21 protein-coding genes are annotated in these 20,855 nt (G+C 59.2%); 13 read left to right on the top strand and 8 right to left on the bottom strand.

Annotated elements, in window-relative coordinates; genetic code table 11:
* Positions 1-3: 3 nt before the first annotated feature.
* From Q1M54_RS09695 to Q1M54_RS09710, 4 genes are all read right to left on the bottom strand, one after another.
* Complete coding sequence (locus Q1M54_RS09695) at positions 4-1,398, bottom strand: TRAP transporter large permease (RefSeq protein WP_300556694.1); 1,395 nt, start codon at positions 1,396-1,398, stop codon at positions 4-6.
* Between the two features lie 34 nt (positions 1,399-1,432).
* Positions 1,433-2,008, bottom strand: coding sequence for a TRAP transporter small permease (locus tag Q1M54_RS09700; RefSeq protein ID WP_300556696.1), 576 nt, complete (start codon positions 2,006-2,008; stop codon positions 1,433-1,435).
* 119 nt (positions 2,009-2,127) lie between these two features.
* Complete coding sequence (locus Q1M54_RS09705) at positions 2,128-3,123, bottom strand: sialic acid TRAP transporter substrate-binding protein SiaP (protein WP_300556698.1); 996 nt, start codon at positions 3,121-3,123, stop codon at positions 2,128-2,130.
* 80 nt (positions 3,124-3,203) lie between these two features.
* Positions 3,204-3,950, bottom strand: coding sequence for a FadR/GntR family transcriptional regulator (locus Q1M54_RS09710; protein WP_300556700.1), 747 nt, complete (start codon positions 3,948-3,950; stop codon positions 3,204-3,206).
* 206 nt (positions 3,951-4,156) lie between these two features.
* Between Q1M54_RS09710 and Q1M54_RS09715 the strand changes: the two genes are divergently transcribed.
* The 8 genes from Q1M54_RS09715 to Q1M54_RS09750 all read left to right on the top strand — a co-directional run bounded on the left by Q1M54_RS09715 (position 4,157) and on the right by Q1M54_RS09750 (position 11,746).
* On the top strand, positions 4,157-5,272 hold the full coding sequence (locus tag Q1M54_RS09715; RefSeq protein ID WP_300556702.1) for a mandelate racemase/muconate lactonizing enzyme family protein: 1,116 nt from the start codon (positions 4,157-4,159) through the stop codon (positions 5,270-5,272).
* Positions 5,269-6,018: an SDR family oxidoreductase gene (locus Q1M54_RS09720; protein WP_300556704.1), complete on the top strand. Its 750-nt coding sequence runs from the start codon at positions 5,269-5,271 to the stop codon at positions 6,016-6,018. The genes Q1M54_RS09715 and Q1M54_RS09720 overlap by 4 nt, the downstream gene beginning before the upstream one ends.
* Positions 6,019-6,048: 30 nt before the next feature.
* Entirely contained in the window at positions 6,049-6,807 is a 759-nt protein-coding gene (locus Q1M54_RS09725; RefSeq protein ID WP_300556706.1) for an SDR family NAD(P)-dependent oxidoreductase, read from the top strand.
* Between the two features lie 24 nt (positions 6,808-6,831).
* Entirely contained in the window at positions 6,832-7,695 is an 864-nt protein-coding gene (locus Q1M54_RS09730; protein ID WP_300556708.1) for a fumarylacetoacetate hydrolase family protein, read from the top strand.
* 110 nt (positions 7,696-7,805) lie between these two features.
* On the top strand, positions 7,806-8,552 hold the full coding sequence (locus Q1M54_RS09735) for a TetR/AcrR family transcriptional regulator (RefSeq protein ID WP_300556710.1): 747 nt from the start codon (positions 7,806-7,808) through the stop codon (positions 8,550-8,552).
* A 70-nt stretch (positions 8,553-8,622) separates the two neighbouring features.
* Positions 8,623-10,434, top strand: coding sequence for an acyl-CoA dehydrogenase C-terminal domain-containing protein (locus tag Q1M54_RS09740; protein WP_300556712.1), 1,812 nt, complete (start codon positions 8,623-8,625; stop codon positions 10,432-10,434).
* Positions 10,435-10,482: 48 nt separating this feature from the next.
* The gene (locus tag Q1M54_RS09745) at positions 10,483-10,938 is read left to right on the top strand and encodes a DUF2147 domain-containing protein (RefSeq protein WP_300556714.1); all 456 of its coding nucleotides are present in this window, start codon (positions 10,483-10,485) and stop codon (positions 10,936-10,938) included.
* A 43-nt stretch (positions 10,939-10,981) separates the two neighbouring features.
* Positions 10,982-11,746 carry an enoyl-CoA hydratase gene (locus Q1M54_RS09750; protein ID WP_300556716.1) on the top strand — a complete coding sequence of 255 codons (765 nt, stop codon included), beginning with the start codon at positions 10,982-10,984 and terminating at the stop codon, positions 11,744-11,746.
* 26 nt (positions 11,747-11,772) lie between these two features.
* On the opposite strand, the gene Q1M54_RS09755 is transcribed toward Q1M54_RS09750, so the two are convergent.
* Positions 11,773-12,954 carry a class I SAM-dependent methyltransferase gene (locus Q1M54_RS09755; protein ID WP_300556718.1) on the bottom strand — a complete coding sequence of 394 codons (1,182 nt, stop codon included), beginning with the start codon at positions 12,952-12,954 and terminating at the stop codon, positions 11,773-11,775.
* A 99-nt stretch (positions 12,955-13,053) separates the two neighbouring features.
* A complete protein-coding gene (locus Q1M54_RS09760) occupies positions 13,054-14,631 on the bottom strand; it encodes a capsule assembly Wzi family protein (protein ID WP_300556720.1) in 1,578 nt (525 codons plus the stop codon).
* Between the two features lie 108 nt (positions 14,632-14,739).
* Between Q1M54_RS09760 and Q1M54_RS09765 the strand changes: the two genes are divergently transcribed.
* Together Q1M54_RS09765 and uppS are read left to right on the top strand one after the other, a co-directional pair.
* Positions 14,740-15,291, top strand: coding sequence for a transcription termination/antitermination NusG family protein (locus Q1M54_RS09765; protein WP_300556722.1), 552 nt, complete (start codon positions 14,740-14,742; stop codon positions 15,289-15,291).
* A 40-nt stretch (positions 15,292-15,331) separates the two neighbouring features.
* Positions 15,332-16,054 (top strand): polyprenyl diphosphate synthase, encoded by a 723-nt coding sequence (gene uppS / locus Q1M54_RS09770; protein WP_300556724.1) that lies wholly within the window; start codon positions 15,332-15,334, stop codon positions 16,052-16,054.
* A gap of 21 nt (positions 16,055-16,075) precedes the next feature.
* Here the strand turns inward: uppS and Q1M54_RS09775 are convergent, their stop codons facing one another.
* Together Q1M54_RS09775 and Q1M54_RS09780 are read right to left on the bottom strand one after the other, a co-directional pair.
* Positions 16,076-16,450 carry a diacylglycerol kinase family protein gene (locus Q1M54_RS09775; RefSeq protein ID WP_300556726.1) on the bottom strand — a complete coding sequence of 125 codons (375 nt, stop codon included), beginning with the start codon at positions 16,448-16,450 and terminating at the stop codon, positions 16,076-16,078.
* Complete coding sequence (locus tag Q1M54_RS09780; protein WP_300556728.1) at positions 16,450-17,016, bottom strand: phosphatase PAP2 family protein; 567 nt, start codon at positions 17,014-17,016, stop codon at positions 16,450-16,452. The genes Q1M54_RS09775 and Q1M54_RS09780 overlap by 1 nt, the downstream gene beginning before the upstream one ends.
* A 520-nt stretch (positions 17,017-17,536) precedes the next feature.
* On the opposite strand from Q1M54_RS09780, the gene Q1M54_RS09785 reads away from it, so the two are divergent.
* The 3 genes from Q1M54_RS09785 to Q1M54_RS09795 all read left to right on the top strand — a co-directional run bounded on the left by Q1M54_RS09785 (position 17,537) and on the right by Q1M54_RS09795 (position 20,849).
* Entirely contained in the window at positions 17,537-19,999 is a 2,463-nt protein-coding gene (locus tag Q1M54_RS09785) for an SLBB domain-containing protein (protein WP_300556730.1), read from the top strand.
* A 92-nt stretch (positions 20,000-20,091) separates the two neighbouring features.
* Positions 20,092-20,379, top strand: a complete 288-nt coding sequence (locus tag Q1M54_RS09790; RefSeq protein ID WP_300556732.1) for a nucleotidyltransferase domain-containing protein — start codon at positions 20,092-20,094, stop codon at positions 20,377-20,379.
* Entirely contained in the window at positions 20,376-20,849 is a 474-nt protein-coding gene (locus tag Q1M54_RS09795; protein ID WP_300556734.1) for a hypothetical protein, read from the top strand. The genes Q1M54_RS09790 and Q1M54_RS09795 overlap by 4 nt, the downstream gene beginning before the upstream one ends.
* The last annotated feature ends 6 nt before the right edge of the window (positions 20,850-20,855 follow it).

Genomic DNA, 20,855 nt, shown 5'->3' on the forward strand with positions numbered 1-20,855 from the left:
GTCTCAATAAAATTGTTTGGGCAACCACAGCACCAAGTTAGGGAAGTAGGTGATGATGGCCAGGCTGCCCAGCAAGGGGAACAGCCAGGGCAAGATGGCCATGGTGGTGCGTTCCACACTGAGCTTGGCCACCCTGGCCAGCACGAACAGCACCATGCCCATGGGCGGGTGCAGCAACCCGATCATCAGGTTGAGCACCATGACCAGACCGAAGTGCACCAGGTCAATGCCCAGCTGTTGGCAAATCGGCACCAAGATCGGCACAAGAATGGTGATGGCGGCAGTCGGCTCCAAGAAGCAGCCGACAAACAGCATCAAGGCATTGGCCAGCAACAAAAACACCCAAGGCTCTTGGGTGAAGCCCAGCACCCAGGCAGAGATGGCGGTGGTCACACCTGTGGCGGTGAGCATCCAGCCAAAAATGCTGGCTGCGGCCACGATGAACAAGACCGTGGCGGTGGTCTCGACCGTGTCCAAGCAGACTTTGACGAACATTTTCAGGTTCAGGGTGCGGTACCAGAAGAAGCCCAAAATCAAGGCCCACACACAGGCAGCAATCGCCCCTTCGGTCGGCGTGAACACGCCTGTGGTCATGCCGCCGATCAGGATGATGGGGGTCATGATGGGCAAGACGGCTTGGAACTTGAACAGCTTGTCGGCCACAAACAAAATGGCCAAAGCCACAAACACCGTCATTTGGGGCGGTGTGCCAAAGGTTTTGACGGTCCACCAAATGGCCAGAGGCCAGCCTACAACCACGGCGGTTTCCGTCAAGGCCTTGATGACGCGGGGCCACTCGAATTTGATGTCAGCGCCCCAACCGTTCTTGTGCGCAAAGAAAGCCACCGTCAGCATCATCAACAGCGCCATCAAAATGCCGGGCAAGATGCCCGCAAGGAACAAGGCGCCCACCGACACGTTGGCCATCATGCCGTAGATCACAAACGGCAAGCTGGGCGGAATGATGGGGCCCAGCGTGGCCGAAGCAGCGGTGACGCCCACGGCAAATTCGGTGCTGTAGCCATGGTCTTTCATGGCCTTGACTTCGATGGTGCCCAAGCCTGCAGCATCGGCAATGGCTGTGCCACTCATGCCCGCAAACACGACCGAGCCCACCACGTTGACGTGGCCCAAACCGCCCTTGAGCCAGCCCACCAAGGCCAGCGCATAGTTGTAAATGCGGTTGGTGATGCCGGCGTTGTTCATCAAGTTGCCCGCCAGGATGAAGAAAGGCACAGCCAGCAACGGAAAACTGTCGATGCCCGAGACCATGCGGTGAATCACCACAAACGGCGGCGAGCTTTGGGCGAAAAACAGGTAAATGAGCGAGGCTCCCGCCATGGCAATGGCCACCGGAATGCCGCCACTCATCAGCAGCAGGAAAATGATTTTCAACATGGCAGGGGCTTTCTGTCGTTCGGGGGAGGGCTGTTCAGCGGTCCGTCATTTCGGATTCAGGACGCTCCAGCACGGTGTAGCCGCGCTGCAGGTGGATGCGCATGACCCAGATGGATCGCAAGCACATGGCGGCAAAACCGGCCATCACCACGCCGTAAACCCAGTTCATGGGCAAGTCGATGATCGTCATCTTGTAGCTGCCCAACTTCTGCATCATCTGGCCCGTCAAAAAGGTGGCGGCGCCAAAAAATGCGATGCGCATCACATCCACCAACAAGGCCACCGCGTAGGACAGCCTGGCGGGCATGAAGCGGAAGAAAAAATCAACCTGAATGTGGTTGTTCTTGGCCACACCAATGGCTGCGCCCGTGAAGACCGTGGCAATCAACAAATACCGGGCGATCTCCTCGGTCCACGAAGCCGAATCGTTGAGCACATAGCGGGTGAAAAATTGGTAAAAAACCGTCAGGCCCAAGGCCCAAAAAAACAGCAAGGCCACCCAAGCCTCGATGGGCGTTCCGGACAAATCCACAGCCTCATCGGTGGCGTGGAACTGGCCGTCATCGCCCATGACTTTGGGCAGGGCATCCAGGTCTTGCAGCTTGCTCATGGCAAATCTTTCGGAATTGAAAAGCGGATGATCGGACCCGTGGGTCCGGTCATGCCAATGCACGCTGGGCTATGGCCCAGCGTGGTGGAGTCGGCTGTGCTTTGGGCGCAGCCTCAAGATCACCTGGCGGCCTGGATCTTGTCGAAGTCAGACTGCGTGAAGCCCATGCCTGTCAGAGGCTTGTTTTTCAGCACCGCATCCTGGAAGGATTTGCGGTCGACTTGCACCATCTGCAAACCTTTCTTGCGGAACTCTTCCACCAACTCGGCTTCGCGGGCCTTGACCTTGGCCGATGCGCGCACCGCAGCTTCCTGGGTCACATCGGTGAAGATCTTCTTTTCGGCATCGCTCAAGCGATTCCAGAGGTGAGGGGCAATCTGTGTGGTCAAGCCGTCCACGATGTGACCGGTGAGCATGATGGCTTTTTGGACTTCAAAAAACTTCTTGGCCTCGATCGTGGTCAAGGGGTTCTCCTGGGCTTCCACGGTGCCGTTTTGCAGGGCCAGATACACCTCGGCAAAAGCAATGGGTGTGGGGTTGGCACCGCAGGCCTCAGGTGTGGCGCGGTAGGCGGGCACATCGGGCACGCGGATCTTGATGCCCTTCATGCCGGCGCAGTTGGTGAAGGGTCTCTGGGCTGTGGTGTGGCGTGCACCGTAGTAGGTGTAGGCCGTGACCTGAATGCCCGTGCGGGCACGGAATTCACCAATCATTTCCTGGAATACAGGGCTCTTGGCGTAAGCCAGCAGGTGGTCGCCATCGCGGAAGATGAAGGGGTAGTAGGCGATGCCAAAACGGGGGTAGGTGCGCGCCGCAAAAGAGGGGCCGCTGATGATCATGTCCACTGTGCCCAGGGTCAGGCCTTGGTTGATGTCGGTCTCTTTGCCCAGTGTGGAAGCTGGAAATACCTGGATGTCGAACTTGCCATTGGAGCGTTTTTTGATCTCTTCGGCTGCCCAGACCGATTCGGTGTGGAAGGGCTCGGACGTTTCATAAACGTGGGCCCATTTGAGTTTTTGTTGGGCTTGCACAGCCGTGCTGCCCAGCACGGTCATGGCCCCCACAGCAAAAGCGCCTAAGGTGGCCAGGGTCTTCAGGGTGAATCGTTTGCTCATCAAAGTCTCCTCGTTGGTTTTGAAAAAATGCTGACGCGAAAAAAAACTGCATGCCTTTGGCTGACCATCTCACTGGCGAGCTAACGGGCAGGCGCGCGGCGCCAGCTCGCGCTGTATCTTTTGTGGGCTTGTTTCAAGTGTTTTTGCATGGCTTTGCGGGCAGCAGGCGCGTCGTGCGCCTCAATGGCCCACAGTACCTGTTGGTGTTCGGCGATGGCGGTTTGCCAAGACTCGGGGTGTTCAAAATAGTCGCCCAGCCGCTCAAACAGGGGGCCGTTGCGGGCTTGCCAATAGCGCTGTACGGTGTCGAGCAACACGCTGTTGCCGCAGGCCTTGGCAATGCCCGCATGAAAGGCTTCGTCGCCATCGCGTGGTTCCTTGTTGCGGGCGGCTTCAAGTTTCATTTGTTGCAAACCGGCTTTGATGGCTTTGATGTCAGCTTTTTGCGCATGTGTGGCGGCCAATGCAGCGACTTCGGCTTCGATCAGCAAACGGGCGCTCATCACTTCCAGAGGGCCCCATTCGGAAGGTGTGTCCGTGTCGTGGGCGGCGAGGTGTTTGGCTTTGGGTGCAGATTTGGACTTGGCCACCGCTTGGGTGCGCTGCACGTAAATGCCTGAACCGGTACGCACTTCGATCATGCCTTCGACCTCAAGCGCAATCAGCGCCTCACGCACCGAGGGGCGACTCACGCCCAATTGCAAGGCCAAGTCCCGTTCTGCGGGCAAGCGCGAACCGAGCGCGAATTCGCCCGACACCATGAGTTGCCTGAGTTGCTCGGCAATTTGGCGGTACAGACGCTGCGGGGCCACGGTTTGCAAAGGCATGGGGTCGATCAGGGATAACGTGAATTGGACAAGTGGTCATACCAGTTGCACAATCATCACATGCCCAGATTTGTCAGGTCAAGCGCTTTTATCTCCACACAAACCCGCATCCCGGTTGTCGCAAAAATGACTCAGCCTCTTGTGCGCTGCATGCATTCTTAAAGGCTTCGTCGGCCTTGACGGGTCCCCATCTGTTTCAACAAACCATGCCTTCAGTGACCATCAACCGCGTGAGCATTCGGCAAGTGAATTTGCCGCCGAAAGTCTTGCGCACCGACGCCATCCAATCGTTTGTGACGCAAGAAACTGTTCTGCTCACTCTCCATTGCAGTGACGGCATCGCGGCCACGGGTTATGCCTACACGATTGGCACCGGCGGCTCTTCTGTGGTGGCCTTGCTCAAAGACCATTTGGCACCGCGCCTGATTGGTCGCAACCCGGTTTTGGTTGAGGCCATTTGGAAAGATCTGTTTTTTCACACCCATGCCACCGCCGTGGGCGCCATCACCAGTTTGGCACTGGCTTGCATCGACACAGCCTTGTGGGACTGGCGTGGCCAAAGCCAGAGTCTGCCGTTGTGGCAGTTGTTGGGCGGAGCGCAGGCGCGGGTGCCGCTCTACACCACCGAAGGCGGCTGGTTGCACTTGTCACCCGAGGCGCTCGTGGACCAAACCCTGGAAGCGCAAGCCCAAGGCTTCAAGGGGGCCAAGATCAAAATCGGTCGCCCGCACGTGAGCGAAGACGTGGCGCGCCTGAGTGCTGTGCGCGATGCGGTGGGCCCAGGTTTCGAGTTGATGACCGATGCCAACCAAGGCTTCAACAGGGCCGAGGCCGTGCGCCGCGCGCGGGCTTTCGACGGTCTGGGTTTGGCGTGGATAGAAGAGCCCTTGCCTGCTGAAGACGTGTCGGGCCACCGCCAGCTGCGCGAGCACACCGCGACGCCTGTGGCGGTGGGTGAGTCCATGTACCACCCGATGCAGTTTCGCGAGTACCTGGAACAGGGCGCTTGTTCCATCGTGCAGCCCGATGTGGCGCGCATTGGTGGCATCACCCCCTGGATCAAAACCGCCCACCTGGCCGAAACCTTTGACGTGGCGGTCTGCCCGCACTTTTTGATGGAGCTGCATGTCAGCTTGTGCGCAGCCGTGCCCAATGCCACTTGGGTGGAGTACATCCCGCAGCTCGACGACATCACCACTTCGCGCATGCAAGTGCAAGCCGGCTTTGCCCTGCCCCCTGAAACCCCTGGCCTGGGCATCGCCTGGGACTGGGCCGCTATTTCAAACAGACAAACCACCTATTTGGAGATCCAAGCACCATGAGACTCAAAGGAAAAACCGCGCTCGTGACCGCAGCCGGACAAGGCATTGGCCAAGCTGCAGCGCTCGCCATGGCCGCTGAAGGCGCCACCGTGTACGCCACCGATGTCAATGCCGAACTGCTCAAGTCTTATCAAGGCGTTGCCAATGTGCACACAGCCGTGCTCAATGTGCTCGATAAGCAAGCGATTGCCGCCCAAGTCGCCAGCCTCGCGCGCATCGACATCGTCTTCAACTGTGCGGGCTTTGTGCACAACGGCAACATCGAGTTGGCCACCGACGAAGACTGGGACTTTGCCTTCAACCTGAATGTGCGCTCACAGTTTTGGATGATCCAAGCGGTCATTCCCAAAATGTTGGCACAGTTTGCGCAAGACGGCCATGGCGGCAGCATCATCAACATGGCCAGCGTGTGTTCCAGCGTGCGCGGCTTGCCCAACCGCTTCATTTACGGCACCAGCAAAGCAGCCGTGATTGGCCTGACCAAAAGTGTTGCCGCTGACTATGTGCGCCAAGGCGTGCGTTGCAATGCCATATGTCCGGGCACCGTGGACACCCCCTCACTGCAGGGCCGTATCAACAGCTACGCCGACCCGGTGCAAGCGCGGCAGGACTTCATCAACCGCCAGCCCATGGGCCGTTTGGCGCAGGCCAACGAGATCGCCCCCATCGTGACCTTCTTGGCGTCCGATGAATCCATTTTTGCCACTGGCAACGCCTACATGGTCGACGGTGGCATGACCATTTGAATTGCAAAATTTCCACGCAGAAAGAAACACATGAATTTGCTTGACATGAAAGGCCGCCATGCGGTCATCACCGGCGGAGCCACTGGTTTGGGTTTGGCCATCGCGCAGCGCATGCTCGCCTCGGGCGCACGGGTCAGCATTTGGGACCGTGATGCGGCAGGCATGACGAAAGCCGCCGAACAACTGCGCCAAGGGCACTTGGGTGCGGTGGTCAACACCGTGCAGGTCGATGTGACCGATCACGCTTCGGTGGCTCAGGCCACCGCGCAAACCACAGCATTGGCGGCTGTGGATGTGCTGGTCAACAGCGCAGGCGTGACCGGTCCCAACGTCAAGGTCTGGGATTACCCGGTCGACGCCTGGAAGCAGGTGTTCGATGTCAACGTGAATGGCTTGTTTTATTGCTGCCGTGAACTCAGTGCCCACATGAAGGCCCGCAACTACGGCCGCATCGTCAACATCGCCTCGGTCGCGGGCAAAGACGGAAACCCCAACGCCAGCGCTTACAGTGCGAGCAAGGCTGCAGTCATTGGCCTGACCAAATCGCTGGGCAAAGAGCTGGCCGACACCGGGGTGCGTGTCAACTGTGTCACCCCGGCGGCTGTCAAGACCGCGATTTTTGATCAAATGACGCCCGAGCACATCCAGTTCATGCTTTCCAAAATCCCGATGGCCCGTTTTGGCGAGCCTGAAGAAGTCGCCGCCATGGTGACCTGGCTCAGCACCGAAGAATGTTCCTTCTCCACCGGCGCGGTCTTTGACCTGTCGGGGGGGCGCTCTACTTATTGATGTTTTGAAAACTGAAAGGCAATTATGAAACTCGTTCGCTATGGCCAACCTGGCAAAGAAAAACCTGGTCTGATCGATGCCGAAGGCCGCTTGCGCGACCTCAGCGGCGTGGTCAAAGACATTTCGCCTGACCAACTGAACGACAAAGCCTTGGCCAAGCTGGCCAAAGTCAAAACCGACAAATTGCCCTTGGTGCGTGGCAAAAAGCGTTTGGGTACGCCCATCTCTTACACCAGCAAATTCATCGCCATTGGCCTCAACTACGCCGACCACGCGGCCGAAGCGGGCATGGCCATCCCAGCCGAGCCCATCGTGTTCACCAAAGCCATCTCTTGCATCCAGGGCGCGAACGACGACGTCATGTTGCCCAAAGGCTCGAAAAAGTCTGACTGGGAAGTGGAGCTGGGCATCGTCATTGGCACCCGTACCCGTTATGTCACGCAAAAAGACGCCTTGAACCATGTGGCCGGTTACTGCGTGGTCAACGACGTGAGCGAACGCGAATACCAACTCGAGCGCGGCGCGACCTGGGACAAGGGCAAGGGCTGCGACACCTTTGGCCCCGTGGGCCCTTGGTTGGTCACCCGCGACGAGGTGCCCAACCCACAGGCCTTGGGCATGTGGCTGGATGTGAACGGCGTGCGCTATCAAACCGGCAACACCAAAACCATGATTTTTGGCGTGGCCAAGTTGGTGAGCTATGTCAGCCAGTTCATGACCCTTGAGCCCGGTGACATCATCACCACTGGCACGCCACCTGGTGTGGGCATGGGCGTCAAGGTCGATGGCAAACCCGCGCCGGTGTACCTCAAGCGCGGCGATGTCATGCGTTTGGGCATCGAAGGTCTGGGCGAGCAAACCCAAAAGGTTGTGGCTTTTAAGGCCTGATCGCTTTCAGCCCCACCCGTCAGATCCTGAATTACCCTCGATCTGACGGGTTCTTGGTGTTGATGGAGAGTTTTGGTGCAGAATAGAACGATCGTTCTATTTTGTGCACCATGACCGACCGCCAAATTCCCTCCAACGTCGAAAGCCTGCCTTCCCCCGAGCCGGGTCGGCGCGTGCTCATCAAGGGCCAGCAAACCAAAGCCATCATCATCGATGCGGCGCTTGGCTTGGCCTCGCAAATCGGCCTCGAAGGCCTGTCGATTGGCGCTGTGGCCGAAGTCACCGGCATGAGCAAGTCGGGTGTGTTCGCGCACTTTGGCTCGCGCGAAGAATTGCAAATTTCGGTCATCCGCGAATACCACGACCGCTTCGAATCCAGCGTTTTTTATGCCGCCATGCAAAAGAGCCGTGGCTTGCCCCGCCTGCACGCCATGTTTGACAACTGGATGGTGCAAACCTCCGCCGAAATCGATTCAGGCTGCATCTACATCAGTGGCGCTGTGGAGTTTGATGACCGCAGTGGCCCGGTGCGCGATGCGCTGGCTTCTTCGGTGGCCACCTGGCAAACGGCTTTGCGCCGAGCGGTGGAGCTGGCGCAGGCCGAAGGCCAGCTCAGCCAAGAGGCCGACGCCCACCAAATCGCGTTTGAGATCCACGGCCTGATTCTGGCGCTGCACTACGAAGCCCGTTTCTTGCGCAACCCCAGCGCCACTGAGCGGGCGCGTCGGGGCTTTTTGCACATCTTGGCGCGATATGGCGCCCCGACCATGCCCCCTTCGGCCGTACCCGCTGCGGGCGCCAAGGCGGCCAAATTGGTGGCTGTGCCCAAGACCCGCCGCAAGCCTGCCGACCATTGATTGTTCAAGCGCACCCGATTTTCTCAGCCCCTCTCTCCGACCCCATTTCCACCGATTCAAGGAGTCTTCCATGCCTGTTTACACCCCACCGCTTCGCGACATGCAATTTGTGTTGCACGAGCTGCTCCATGTCAGTGCCGAACTCAAAGCCCTGCCCAAGCATGCCGATACCGATGCCGACACCATCAACGCGGTGCTCGAAGAGGGCGGCAAATTCGCGGCCGAGGTGGTTTTCCCCATCAACATCTCGGGCGACACCCAGGGTTGTCAACTGGATCGCAACACGCACGAAGTCAAAGCACCCGACGGTTTCAAAGAAGCCTATGCCCAGTACGTGGCCGGTGGCTGGCCCGCGCTCAGCTGCGACCCCGACTTTGGTGGCCAAGGCCTGCCCTTTGTGGTCAACCAGTGCTTTTACGAAATGCTCAATTCGTCCAACCAAGCCTGGACCATGTACCCTGGCCTGAGCCATGGTGCCTACGAGTGTCTGCACGCGCATGGCACGCCTGAGCAAAAAGCCCTGTACCTGCCCAAGCTCACCAGTGGCGAATGGACCGGCACCATGTGCCTGACCGAGCCGCATTGCGGCACCGATCTCGGCATGCTGCGCACCAAGGCCGAGCCACAGGCCGACGGCACCTACAAGCTCAGTGGCCAAAAGATTTTCATCAGCGCTGGCGAACACAACCTGACCCCGAACATCGTGCACCTGGTCTTGGCCCGCCTGCCCGATGCGCCTCCCGGCAGCAAAGGCATCAGTCTCTTCATCGTGCCCAAGTTCAACGTGGCCGCCGATGGCAGCATGGGCGAGCGCAACGGCATTTACTGCGGCGGCCTCGAGCACAAAATGGGCATCCATGGCAACGCCACTTGCCAGATGGTGCTGGACGGCGCGGTGGGCACCTTGGTGGGCCAGCCCAACAAGGGCTTGGCAGCGATGTTTGTCATGATGAATGCCGCTCGCCTGGGTGTGGGCAACCAGTCACTGGGCCTGACCGAAGTGGCTTACCAAAATGCCTTGGCCTACGCCAAAGACCGCGTGCAAATGCGCTCGCTCACGGGTGTCAAAGCGCCTGGCAAGCCGGCCGATCCGATCATCGTGCACCCCGATGTGCGCCGCATGCTCATGACCGCCAAGGCCTATGCCGAAGGTGGCCGGGCTCTGGCTTGCTATTGCGCCTTGCTGCTCGACAAAGAAATCAACCACCCCGACGAAGCTGTGCGTGCCGAGTCCGCCGAAGTCGTGGCCCTGCTCACGCCCATCGTCAAGGCCTTCACCACCGACAACGCCTGGGAAGCCACATCGGCCTGCCAGCAAGTCTTTGGTGGCCACGGCTACATCAAAGAGTGGGGCATGGAGCAATACGTGCGCGATGCCCGCATCAACATGATTTATGAAGGCACCAACACCATCCAGTCGCTTGACTTGCTGGGCCGCAAGGTGCTGGGCAACCAAGGTGCCACGCTCAAGAAGTTCGGCAAGTTGGTGGAGCAATTGGTCAAGGCCGAAATGGCCAACGAAGCCATGGGCGAATTCATCAAACCATTGGCCGATCTGGGCCAAAAGCTCACGCAACTCACAGGCGAAGTCGGCATGAAAGCCATGAGCAACGCCGACGAAGTGGGTGCTGCAGCGGTGGATTATTTGCGTGTGGTGGGCCACCTGGTGCTGGGTTATTTCTGGGCCCGTTCGGCACAAATTGCCTTGGCCAAATTGGCCGAGGCCGAAGAAGAGGCGCAGCGCCCCGACCCGTTCTACCAAGCCAAACTGCAAACCGCGCGCTTTTACTTCACCCGCCTGATGCCCGAAACATCCACACTGATGCGCCGAATCCGTGCGGGCAGCGACGTGCTGATGGACACCGACGCGGCCTTGGCATAACACGCCAGGTCAATCCCACCCTTCAAACCCAACCCGGAGGACAACCCCATGATCAAAACCGCTTTGACCCTGACCATGACCCTGAGCGCGGGCCTGCTGAGCCTGGCCGCCCATGCCCAAATGAGCCCGGTGGGCCTGTGGCGCAGCATCGACGACGCCACCCAGCAACCCAAAGCCGAAATCCGCATCACCCAAAAAGCCGGTGGTGGCCTGTCCGGCGTGGTCGAGCGCTCATTGGCCACCACCCCCAACCCCGAACCCAACTGCACCCTGTGCACCGATGACCGCAAGGGTCAACCCAAAATCGGCATGGAAATCATCCGAGGCGGTCAACAAAGTGACGGCAAAGCGGTGTGGGAGGGAGGCAAAATCCTCGATCCCGAGAATGGCAAAAACTACAGCCTGCGTCTGACCCCGATTGACGGCGGCAAAAAACTCGAAGTCCGTGGTTTCATCGGTGCGCCCCTGCTGGGCCGCACCCAGACCTGGATACGGGTGCAGTAAACCTTCTCGCCCAGTAAGACAACACGACACCATAAGGACCTTCATGTCTGACATCCTGACCCACACCGACGCCGGGGTGATGACCATCACCTTTAACCGTTTGGACAAAAAGAACTCGATCACTTCGGCCATGTACGCTGCCATGGCCGACGCCGTGGCCCAGGCCGCGGCCGATGCCAGCGTGCGTGTGGTGCTGTTTCAGGGGCATGAAAGCATCTTCAGTGCGGGCAACGACATTGGCGACTTTTTGAACCAACCACCCACCACGCAAGAGTCGCCCGTGTTCCGTTTTTTGCGCGGCATCGCCACGTTTGACAAGCCCCTGCTTGCCGCCGTGGCCGGGCCTGCGGTGGGCATCGGCACCACCATGCTGTTCCATTGCGACCTGGTCTATGCCGGTGACAACGCGGCGTTCTCCATGCCCTTTGTCAACCTAGGTCTGTGCCCCGAGGCCGCGTCCAGCCTGCTGGCGCCGCGCATGTTTGGCTACCACCGCGCGGCTGAAGCCCTGCTCATGGGCGAGCCGTTTTTTGCCGAAGCTGCGCAAGAAGTCGGCTTGGTCAACCGCGTCGTGCCGCCCACCGAGGTCAACAGCTATGCGCAGGCACAAGCACGCAAGTTGGCGGCCAAACCCCTGACATCCCTCATCGCCACCAAACGCCTCATGAAAGGGAGCAGCCAGCAAGAAGTCCTGCAAAAAATGGACGAAGAAGGCCAAAGCTTTGGCCGCATGCTGCGCGAGCCTGCCGCCAAAGAAGCCTTTGGCGCCTTCATGGAAAAGCGCAAGCCTGACTTCAGCAAGGTCTGATGACTGGGGCGGGGTGGGGGGCCAACTCAGCCTGCTGCGCCCAGCCGCCAAAGCGAAGTGACTTCGGCCGATCGGGCCGCGTACAAAGGGTCGGTGTTGTCTTGCGCTTTGGCATGCACCGGTTTGGCATCCAGCCGCCCAATGACCACCAGCCCCGCATCGCCGATCCAGCCCAACAGTGCCTCGCGGCTGCGCAGGCCCAGGTGCTCGGCCAGGTCTGACAAAATCAGCCAACCTTCGCCGCCCTCGCACAGGTGCTCGCGCAGGCCCGCCAAAAAGCCTTTGAGCATTTGGCTGCCTTCGTCGTACACGGCCTGGTCGAGCAAACCCACCGGGCGTGCGGGCAACCAAGGCGGGTTGCACACCACCAAAGGCGCTTGCCCCGGCGGGAACAAATGCGTGTGCACCAAAGTCACTTGGTTTTGCAGGCCCAAGCGCTGCAAATTGTCGCGCGCGCAGGCCACAGCCCGCTCAGACAGGTCAGTGGCCACCACCTGCTTTACGCCACGGCGCGCCAACACCGCCGATAAAACGCCAGTGCCTACACCCACATCAAAAGCCAGCGACTGCGCCATCAGCGCTTGTGGCAGTGGGGCCTGGGCCACCAAATCCACATACTCTCCCCGCACCGGAGAAAACACCCCGTAATGCGGGTAAATGCGCAGCGCTTCGCCCATGCCGGGTACTTCCACCCCGTTTTTACGCCACTCAAAAGCGCCCACTGCGCCCTGCAAACTGCGCAGCGACACCACCGAGCGCTGGCCCTGCGCTGGGCCAAAAGCCTGTACACAGGCTTGGCGCACATCGGGGGCGCGGCGCAAAGCCATGCCGTAGTCACCATCGAGCTCGATCAGGATCGAATTGAGCACCCGGTTGCGCTGCGACTGTGCCAAGCGGTGCGCATGAAAAGCCGCGCCCGGGGAAGGAGCAGGGGCAGGGGCCGCACCGGCGCTGGCCTTTTTGGCACGGGTCTTTTTGGGTTGGTCGATGCGCCGGGCCATGGCCTGCAGCAATTGCCGCGCATTTTGAAAGTCACTGCGCCAGATCAAGCCCGTTCCTGCGCAGGCCAGTCGGTAGGCCGAATCGGCCGTTAGCGTGTCATCGGCCAACACCACCGTCTTGGGCATCACCGCACCCGAATCCATGCGCCACAAAGCCGAACGGGCTTCGCCTTTTTCCGTCCAATGCAACTCGCTCAGCCCCGTCATGCCATACCGCCCGAGGGCGCCTGTGTAAAAAAAAGAGGGCCCTGAGGCCCGGTGCGGGCTATTGTCTCAGCTGAGCGGGTCGTTCAAGCCGAACGGTCATCAGAGCGGAACTGCCATCACCAAGCCCACTCGCAAATTTTGGCGTTTGTTGGCCCGCTGGTCTTGGCCGTCTGTCAACTCGGTGTAGGCCAATTCGGGCGTCAGGCGCATGCCCATCCAAGAAAACACCTGACTGGCGCTCACGCCCCACAGGTCGCCGCGTGGGGCGCCTGCTCGTGGGCCCTCGGGTCTTGTGCGCGGGTCGTAAGCCCCCAAGCTGGTGTGCACTTTGCCCGCATGCACTTTCACCATGCGTTGGCGTGCGGCATCCATCCAGCCTACGGTCAACATCTCAGAACCCGAACCCTGCGCAGAGCCAGCCCATCGACCACCTTGGGTGTAGCCCTGGTTGTAAACACCGTTCACATAGCCCGGAAACGGCTCTTTGGTGTCCCACGGCAAGCTGTAGGCGTTGGTGTTGGCCCATTCGGCAAACACCCGGTATTGGCCCTGGCCATAAGTGCTTTCAACACCCCACAAACTCATGAACTTGAAGGGCAGCGGGATGACGCTGCCCGCCGCGTCCTCGCCCATCCACTGGGTATAAGCAGCGCAAGACCCCAACATCCCTGACCACGACTTGGGGCAACGCGCCCGCACGTCGTAGCCGGCAATTTGCCCACTGCTGTCGCTGAAAGTATCGTCATCAAGTTTGTTGACCTCTTGACCCAAGAATGACTTGGCAAAGTTCAACGCGCCGCTGGGCCTGCCAGCACCGCCGGTCTGCAGACCACGGCTCAAGCCCACCTCCAGCCAAGGCTGGGGCTTCATGGTCAGGCGCATGCCCGAAAACATAAAGCCCTGTGGCTGGTTGGTGACGACCCGGGGGTCTTGCGCCTTGGCCACAAACACATCCAAGTTCCAAGGCCCCATCCAGCTCAACCAAGCGCTGTCTGAAGGTGCCACACTGGCGCGTTGAATGCCAACGCCCGTCCAAGACGGATTGTTGTGCCCACTGACCAAACTGCTTTGCCAGCCCGGCCCCCACCACTGGCGGTGCGAAAACGCCTGCACATTCCAGCCGCTGAAGCCCAGCACCGCCGCGCTGCCATCGAGCCGCGCCTGAAACTCGCCCTCGGCACCCATGCCACTGAATTTCGACTGTAGCGAATTCGGGCTGGCCTCTATCCGCGCACCCAAGCGGCCCGCCACCGACACATCGCCCCACGACCGGCGCAACTCGGCCGAGTTCAGCTGCGCACTGCTGCCCGGTGTGTAGTTCTCGCCATACCCATTGAGCGCCTCAGACTCCGAGCGCAAATGCATTTGGGCACGCCCTTGGTTCTGTGCCATGTCCAGCTCTTTCAGCACAAAGTCGCGGGCTATTTGCACATTGGCCTGGGCTGCTGCGGGCGCAATACTGTCCAGCGCCTGCCGAACCGCAGCGGCTGGCAGCGGCCAGTGGCTGCCTGTCAAAGGCAAGCTCGCGTGGTCACCCAGCCACTGCAAATAATGCCGCGCTGTCCAGCTGGGGGTGTAGGGCACGCTGGCGGCCGATGGATGTGCTGGCCCAGCCTGGACTTGCCCAGCACCCATCAATAAACCTGCCAAACAAGTCAAAGTAAAAAAGTGGCGCATGAGATCGTTTTAAAAATAATGACTTTATTATCGCAGGGCGCGCCAAGTGCTCGGGCAGACCGTAGAATCACTTTCAAAAGCATAAGAGACACACCTCGATAAGCCTGCATGACCCAGAACCCGCCTGTTTCAGACCCCCATAGGCCGGCCCTCACGCCCTATGACCGTTGGTACTTGGCGTACACCAAGCCCCGCCAAGAAGCCATGGCCCAAGTCAACTTGGTGCAACAAGCCTTTGACGCTTACCTGCCGCTCTACAAAAAATTCAAAAAAACCGAGCAAGGCCCTGTGGCGCTTTTTGAACCCATGTTTCCGCGTTACATCCTCTTCAAACCCAGCAAGCCAGAGCAAAGCATCTCGGCCGTGCGCAGTACCAAAGGCATTGCCACCATCGTGCGCTTCGGGTTTGAGCCGGCCCAACTGCATGACGATTTGGTGCAACGCATCCGCCAGCTCGAACAAGACCGCAACCACGCTACCTTGCAAGAGCTCAGCAACCTCAAGGCAGGCCAAACCGTGCGCCTCAAGCACAATGCTCTGGGCGGCGTTGAAGGCCTCATTCAAAGTGTGTCCAGCAAAAGGGTGGCGGTGTTGCTCGAAATCCTTGGGCGCCCTACGGTTGTGCAGATGGAGCACCACCAAGTCGAAGTCACCCCCTGAGTCCGGACGAACCCAGCACACCCATTTCTTGCCAACGCCCTTGTCTACCCCAACTGCCAACCCCACACTGCCGCAGCACATCGCCATCATCATGGATGGCAACCGCCGTTGGGCCAAAAACAAGTTCATGCCTGCCGCTGTGGGGCACGCCGCCGGAGCCAAACGCGTTCGCGACATTGTCAAAGCCTGTGCCGACATGGGCGTGGCTCACCTCAGCATCTTTGCTTTCAGTACCGAAAACTGGAAACGCCCTGCCGATGAAGTCACCAGCCTGATGAACCTGTTTATGACCTACTTGCAAAAAGAGGTCAACAACATGAACCAAAACGGCGTGCGCCTCAAAGTGGTGGGTGACAAAACCCGTTTTGCGCCAATGCTGCAAGACCTGATTGCGCGTGCCGAAACGCAAACCGCCAACAACACCCGCATCACGCTGACGGTGTGCGCCAATTACGGTGGCCGCTGGGACCTGATCCAAGCCACCCGCGCCTGGCAAGAAGCCCACCCCGGCCAAACCCTGCAACGCCTCACCGAAGAAGGCTTGGCGCCCTACCTCAGCACCGCCTACGCGCCAGAGGTCGACCTGCTCATCCGCACCGGCGGCGAGTCACGCGTCAGCAACTTCATGCTTTGGCAAGCGGCCTATGCCGAGTTGTTCTTCACCGACGATTTGTGGCCCGACTTTTCGCCCGCTCGCCTGCAAGAAGCCATCGTCTGGTTTGCCGGACGAGACCGTCGTTTTGGTTCTTCGGCGCCGTTGTAACCAACAGGCCACAGCCGGCGCCTAAAAAAGCGCCCAAAGTTTGGGTCCCAACACCCAAGCCCCCACAGCCACCGCGCCCAAGCTGCAAATCAACACCCCGGCTGCCGCCACATCCTTGGCATCGCGTGCCAAGGCATGCCACTCGGGCTGTGCCAAGTTCACCGCCAGCTCAATGCCTGTGTTCAGCGCCTCGGCTCCCACCACCAGGGCCATGGCCAAAGACACCACCGCCCACTCCAAAGGGCTCAAGTCCAGCCAGGCCCCCAGCGCCACCACCAGCACTGCGGCCACCGCGTGCACCCTGGCATTGCGCTGCCCCATCAGCACACGCAAGCCTCTGAACGCATGCCCAAAAGACCGCACCATAGAGGTAATAGCGCCCAGACCGGCCGACATCACCAGCCTCGCTGCCAAAACATGGCCAAACCCCGGGGCGACGGCAACACACTCAACTGTCCGCCCTGAATCGGTTCGGCCCACCAAGTGGCTGCACCCCAACCCAGCACCGCACCCGCCGCCACATCGCGCCAATAGTGTTGGTCCGCCTCGACACGTGCCAAACCCGTCAGGCCTGCAGCCGCATACAACCAAGGCGTGTAGGGCGCTACCTGCTGGGCATAACGCTTGTCCATGAACCGCACCGCGGCAAAAGCCACAGCCGTGTGGCCAGACGGAAAGCTCTTGTCATCCGAACCATCGGGCCGGGTGGCCTTGACCGTCCGTTTGAGCAATTCCGCTGCACCCACGGTCGACGCCATGGTCAGCGTCAGTTGCTTCATGCCCTCAGTGTCTTGCTGCCCCCACGCCGCCCCAGCCGCCAAAGCAGGCAAACCCACAGCCAGCAAGTCCGAGCCGTTTTTCCAGTTCAGGCCGTTGTCTGCACAAGCTGCACCCATGGTGCACGCCGCCGACAAGACGCATGCCGCAGACTTGCAAAATCGCAAAAATTGATTCGTAAACATGAATATCCCCTGAATAGATAAATTTTTATAAACCACAATGACCAGATCAGAAACTCACAATAAAGGTATTTCGACGAATCTATAAACAAAAATCTATTTTAAAAAAGTATTGACTTTGATCGTTCTCTTTTTTCAGAAGATTCATGTCAACTTGAAGCGATACAATATAAGGTTGTTGAAATTGTAATATTTCAAGTCCCCTGCATTAATCAGTGTTGCCCTGCCCAGCAGCCACTGGCACTGCGGTAGCCTGCCCGTTCCGCGCACCACCCTAAGACCCATGCTCAATATAACCCCTGAATTTAACCGTCAAACAGCCAGCTTATGCTTGGCTGTTGGCCTCGCCCTTTGGGGCTGGCAAGCTCAAGCTCAGAACCTCCCCTTCGGTCTGCCAACAGGTGCAACAGCAGGCGTCCCAGCGGGAACACCAGTGGGAACATCAGCGGGAACAGCAGCTGTTATTCCGGCTGCGACAGGCCTTCCCGCCCAGCCCCCAATGGGCCTGGTGCCATCTCCCCTCATGCCCCAGCGCCCTGACATCGGTGCAGCAGACGCGCAGCGCTCCCCTATGGTGCAATTCCGTCCCGCCAAACCCCAAGCACCCAGCCAGTTTCAGCGCTTTGTGCAAGAAAGCACAGGCAAACTGCTGCCACACTTTGGCAGCAGCCTGTTTGAAAACCCCTTGGCTTACGCCGCAGACACGGCAGCGCCTGCTCCGGCAGAATATGTTTTGGGCCCTGGCGACGAAGTTCGCATCCAAATCTGGGGTGGTGTTGACTTTGCGGGCAGCCAAACCTTGGACCGCAGCGGCCAAATCAACCTGCCCAAGATAGGCACCATCAACCTCAGTGGTGTGCGCGTTAAAGACCTCGAAGACACCCTGCGCAAACGCATCGCCACCGTCTTTAACACCGTCCAAGTCAATGCCGCTTTGGGCAAACTGCGCGGCATCACCGTGTTTGTGGTGGGCCAAGCCCAGCAGCCAGGCACCTACAACCTCACGAGCTTGTCCACCTTGGTCAACGCCGTTTTTGCGAGTGGCGGCCCCGGTGTCAATGGCAGCATGCGCGCCATCGAACTCAAACGCAACGGTCAAACCGTCACTACGCTCGACCTGTACGACTTCATTGTGAGCGGCGACAAATCCAAAGACGTGTCCCTGCAGCCTGGCGACGTCATCATGATCCCGCCCGTCGGCCCCCGTGTGGCCCTGACGGGTGCCACGGACCATGCCGCTATTTATGAACTGAAGCAAGGTACCAACCTGCAAAACCTGCTGAGCTTGGGTGGTGGATTCCCCACCTTGGCCAGCACGCAAAAAGCACTGCTTGAACGCATTGACCCTCAAAATGCCAACGCGCCCCGTCAAGTTCAAAACATCGCACTCAACGCCCAAGGCTTGGCCCAGCCGCTTCGTGATGGCGATGTCATCACCTTGTTGCCCATGATTCAGGCCTTTGGCAACGTGGTCACCTTGCAAGGCGCTATAGCCCAGCCCTTGCGCCACCCATTCACGCCGGGTATGCGCATCCAAGACCTCATCCCCGACCGCGCCGCTTTGCTCACGCCTGACTTCTTCAAGCGGCGCAACGACTTGGTGCAAAACCGCATTGCCCAACTGCGCGCCCGTGGCTTCACGCCAGAGCAAATCCAGGCCCTTGATCGGGCCCAGCAACTGCCAGAAGACATCTCTCTCACCTCCGAGATCATCAGTCGCAACAACCTCGTTGGCCAACCTGGCCTGTTTGGCCCCCAAGGTCAGCCAGGTCAGCCAGGTCAAGCTTTGGCCCCCGGTCAAATGGGGCCACAAAACCCCAGTCTGCCAGCCGGTCAGTTCAACAACAATCCAGCTGTCAATGCAAGCATGGCCAACAGCATCAACCTGTTGACGCCCCAAGAGCAAGAGCAGCAACTTCAGCGTGACCGCGAAGCCCGCGTGCAGCGCAATGTCACCGACCGCGTGCGCAGTTTTCAGGACCAAATCAACTGGGACTATGCCGTCATCGAGCGCCTGAACAAAAACGAATTGCGCACCCAGCTGATCCCCTTCAACCTGGGCAAAGCCATCGTTCAAAAAGACCCCGCACACAACCTCGAACTGCAAGAGGGTGACATCGTCACCATCATGAGCAGCGCCGAACTGCGCCTGCCCGTTGAAAGGCAAACCCGCGTGGTCCGTCTGGAGGGCGAAGTCGTCGCGCCTGGCCTGTACCAAGCCCTGCCGGGTGAAACCCTGGCGCAAATCATCACCCGCATTGGCGGCGTCACGCCTCAGGCCTATTTGTATGGCGCCGAATTCACCCGCGAGTCGGTGCGCAAACAGCAGCAACAAAACCTGGACCAACTGGTGCGCCGTCTTGAGACACAAATGCAAAGCGCTGGCGCCACATTGGCCGCCAACCTGACGGGCGAGCGGGCCCTGCAGTCGCCCGCTTTGATCCAGCAGCAGCAGCAGCAAATGCGATTACAAATTGACCGTCTCAAGGTCCTGCGCAGCAAAGGCCGTGTCTCTCTAGAACTCGACCCCCTGCGCACCATGAGCGCGGCGACGGCCGGCACCACCACCAGCCAAATCCTGACGTCCCTGCCCGATCTGCCTCTTGAAGACGGCGATGCCTTCTTGGTGCCCAGCCAGCCCGCCTTCATTGCCGCCGTGGGCAGCGTCAATAACGAAAACGTGCTGGTCTACAAACCCGGTAAAACAGTGGGTGACCTCATCCGCTCCGCAGGCCTGACAGAAGACGCCAAACCCAGCGATGCCTTCATCCTGCGGGCCGACGGCTCGGTTTTAAGCCGCACCCGCACAGGTTTCTTCAGCAATTTTGAGTCCACCAAAATCATGCCTGGCGACACGCTGGTCGTGCCGCCCAAGGTGGACCGCGAAACTGGCTACAACTTCTTGGTCCGTGGCCTGCGCGACTGGACGCAAATTTTCAGCAATCTGGGCATAGGCGCCGCCGCCATTCGTACACTGCGAAATTGATCCTCCATGCGCCTGACCCCCGCTCAAATCGACACCATCCAAAGCACCGTGCACGCGGTGTTGGGTGAGGGCGCGCAGTTCAAGCAACAAAAATGCGCCTGACCCCTGCAGAACACCAAACCATTACCCGTATCCTGCGGTCTGTTGATCCGCAAGGCGAGGTGTTGCTGTTTGGCTCTAGGGTGGATGACCAGCGCAAAGGTGGCGATATTGATCTGCTCTGGCGCACCAGTCGGCCGATCGACCTCAAGACCCAGCTCACTGCGCAATGGCAATTGCAAGTGTCGTGCGACACCCGGGTGGACCTGTTGGTGCAAACTCCGGGTGAGCCAGACCATGACATTATTCAAATCGCCCGCCAAACAGGGATTGTGTTGTGAAGCCTGAAACACGTTTGCTTGTACAGAGCCTGCAGGCTTGTCAACAGCTGGTAGACAAGCTGTCGTATTCATTTGGCAAAATCGGTCAGCTTTTTCCTGTGAATGTCGAGACCGTTGAGCATTGGAGCGAAGAGCAAGAAGAATCCGTGGATGCCTTGATCTTGCGTTACTCGCAATGTGTCACGATGATCCAGGAGCAGCTCTTCAAGGGCGTTGCTTATCTGGAGCAGGAAGACATCAGCGACAAGTCCAATCGGGACAAAACACTGCTCATGGAAAAGCTCGGCGCTATTCGTTCAGCCGAAGAATTTGGCACTGCAGCCATGCTGTGCAACAAATTCGCGCATCACTACCCCGAAGTTGTTCAGGCTCGCATTGAGCGACTGAACATGCTGCCGGCCGAAGCCGAACACGTCATCGATACGTTCAAGTCCATCCAGAAATATCTGGAACTGAAAAAACTGCTTTGAAACAAA

The sequence above is a fragment of the Limnohabitans sp. Rim8 genome (genome assembly GCF_943326455.1).
GTDB lineage: Bacteria > Pseudomonadota > Gammaproteobacteria > Burkholderiales > Burkholderiaceae_C > Limnohabitans_A.

Excerpts from the sequence above, each read along its gene's own strand:
- Q1M54_RS09695 (WP_300556694.1), bottom strand. The coding sequence starts at position 1,398 with ATGTTGAAAATCATTTTCCTGCTGCTGATGAGTGGCGGCATTCCGGTG.
- Q1M54_RS09700 (WP_300556696.1), bottom strand. The coding sequence starts at position 2,008 with ATGAGCAAGCTGCAAGACCTGGATGCCCTGCCCAAAGTCATGGGCGAT.
- Q1M54_RS09705 (WP_300556698.1), bottom strand. The coding sequence starts at position 3,123 with ATGAGCAAACGATTCACCCTGAAGACCCTGGCCACCTTAGGCGCTTTT.
- Q1M54_RS09710 (WP_300556700.1), bottom strand. The coding sequence starts at position 3,950 with ATGCCTTTGCAAACCGTGGCCCCGCAGCGTCTGTACCGCCAAATTGCC.
- Q1M54_RS09715 (WP_300556702.1), top strand. The coding sequence starts at position 4,157 with ATGCCTTCAGTGACCATCAACCGCGTGAGCATTCGGCAAGTGAATTTG.
- Q1M54_RS09720 (WP_300556704.1), top strand. The coding sequence starts at position 5,269 with ATGAGACTCAAAGGAAAAACCGCGCTCGTGACCGCAGCCGGACAAGGC.
- Q1M54_RS09725 (WP_300556706.1), top strand. The coding sequence starts at position 6,049 with ATGAATTTGCTTGACATGAAAGGCCGCCATGCGGTCATCACCGGCGGA.
- Q1M54_RS09730 (WP_300556708.1), top strand. The coding sequence starts at position 6,832 with ATGAAACTCGTTCGCTATGGCCAACCTGGCAAAGAAAAACCTGGTCTG.
- Q1M54_RS09735 (WP_300556710.1), top strand. The coding sequence starts at position 7,806 with ATGACCGACCGCCAAATTCCCTCCAACGTCGAAAGCCTGCCTTCCCCC.
- Q1M54_RS09740 (WP_300556712.1), top strand. The coding sequence starts at position 8,623 with ATGCCTGTTTACACCCCACCGCTTCGCGACATGCAATTTGTGTTGCAC.
- Q1M54_RS09745 (WP_300556714.1), top strand. The coding sequence starts at position 10,483 with ATGATCAAAACCGCTTTGACCCTGACCATGACCCTGAGCGCGGGCCTG.
- Q1M54_RS09750 (WP_300556716.1), top strand. The coding sequence starts at position 10,982 with ATGTCTGACATCCTGACCCACACCGACGCCGGGGTGATGACCATCACC.
- Q1M54_RS09755 (WP_300556718.1), bottom strand. The coding sequence starts at position 12,954 with ATGACGGGGCTGAGCGAGTTGCATTGGACGGAAAAAGGCGAAGCCCGT.
- Q1M54_RS09760 (WP_300556720.1), bottom strand. The coding sequence starts at position 14,631 with ATGCGCCACTTTTTTACTTTGACTTGTTTGGCAGGTTTATTGATGGGT.
- Q1M54_RS09765 (WP_300556722.1), top strand. The coding sequence starts at position 14,740 with ATGACCCAGAACCCGCCTGTTTCAGACCCCCATAGGCCGGCCCTCACG.
- Q1M54_RS09775 (WP_300556726.1), bottom strand. The coding sequence starts at position 16,450 with ATGTCGGCCGGTCTGGGCGCTATTACCTCTATGGTGCGGTCTTTTGGG.
- Q1M54_RS09780 (WP_300556728.1), bottom strand. The coding sequence starts at position 17,016 with ATGTTTACGAATCAATTTTTGCGATTTTGCAAGTCTGCGGCATGCGTC.
- Q1M54_RS09785 (WP_300556730.1), top strand. The coding sequence starts at position 17,537 with ATGCCCCAGCGCCCTGACATCGGTGCAGCAGACGCGCAGCGCTCCCCT.
- Q1M54_RS09790 (WP_300556732.1), top strand. The coding sequence starts at position 20,092 with ATGCGCCTGACCCCTGCAGAACACCAAACCATTACCCGTATCCTGCGG.